This is a genomic window from Dysgonomonas termitidis, from assembly GCF_042654545.1.
Lineage (GTDB): Bacteria > Bacteroidota > Bacteroidia > Bacteroidales > Dysgonomonadaceae > Dysgonomonas > Dysgonomonas termitidis.
This window is the reverse complement of record NZ_JBHSGN010000028.1, coordinates 1-866: the sequence shown is the minus strand read 5'-3', so window position 1 is coordinate 866 and position 866 is coordinate 1. Positions and strand designations below refer to the sequence as shown.

General features: G+C 50.6%; 2 protein-coding genes. Both read left to right on the top strand.

Translation table 11 applies throughout. The features are described 5' to 3' along the window. The first annotated feature begins 53 nt into the window (after positions 1-53). Positions 54-425 (top strand): BACON domain-containing protein, encoded by a 372-nt coding sequence (locus ACFO6W_RS03910; protein ID WP_379994046.1) that lies wholly within the window; start codon positions 54-56, stop codon positions 423-425. Positions 426-671: 246 nt separating this feature from the next. After that, positions 672-866, top strand: a 195-nt coding sequence (locus ACFO6W_RS03905) for a hypothetical protein (protein ID WP_379994045.1), incomplete at its 3' end; no start/stop codon positions are given.

Here is an 866-nt window from a genome sequence, read left to right as displayed (position 1 = left end):
TTGCCACTGCAGATGCCGCCCTGGCATCGACGGAGGTCATTACCAACATCGACGTGCAGCTCTTCGTCATCGATGAAAACGTTACCGATGTCTATTGGAATGCCTCGAATTACCTGGCGGTCAATGCGCCGGACTTTGACTTCGGCGGGGAAGCGAGGACAGAAGCATCAACTGATAATAAGATAACCGTTAAATCCACTGCCGCATGGACGATCGAATGTTTCGAAGCGGACGGTTCAACGCCTGCTGCCGGCGGCTGGCTTTCGGTCACACCGGCTTCTGGCTCCGCAAACGATCAGACAACGCCGGCTACCGTTTCGGTCGTGCTTACGGCAAATGCCGGAGCGGTGCGCGAAGGTAAAATAAAAATACAGTCCGGGCCTTTTACACATGTAGTGACGGTTACGCAGTCAACCACTCCTTAAATCAGGTAGCCACCGTCGATAGACACCAAACAGCACCAGGCTCAGCTCACTGTCGCTACTACCTACCTATAGGGTAGTGCCGAGGTATCCGATGTAAAAGAAAAAAGGCCGGGAATTGATAAATAGATAAAAATAAATGCATACGAACATATTAAAAGATATAACAGGATGCATCAAACGGGTAAAAATCATGCCGGTACGCAATTATATGAAAAAAAAATGCAATATTAAAAAAAGCTCAAAGATATGATACCAAAAAAACTGTATAAGCGCTCCGGATCGGCCCTGTCGGGTCTCGGGGTATACTGCCTGCTGACGCTGGCCATGGCCTTCACCTCGTGCAGGAACGAAGAGTCCGTGGAAATAAACGGCGCGAGCAAACAGGTAACCATCACGATGTCCGTACCGGGCGCCACCGCGGCGGCCGGCCCTGTGACCTAT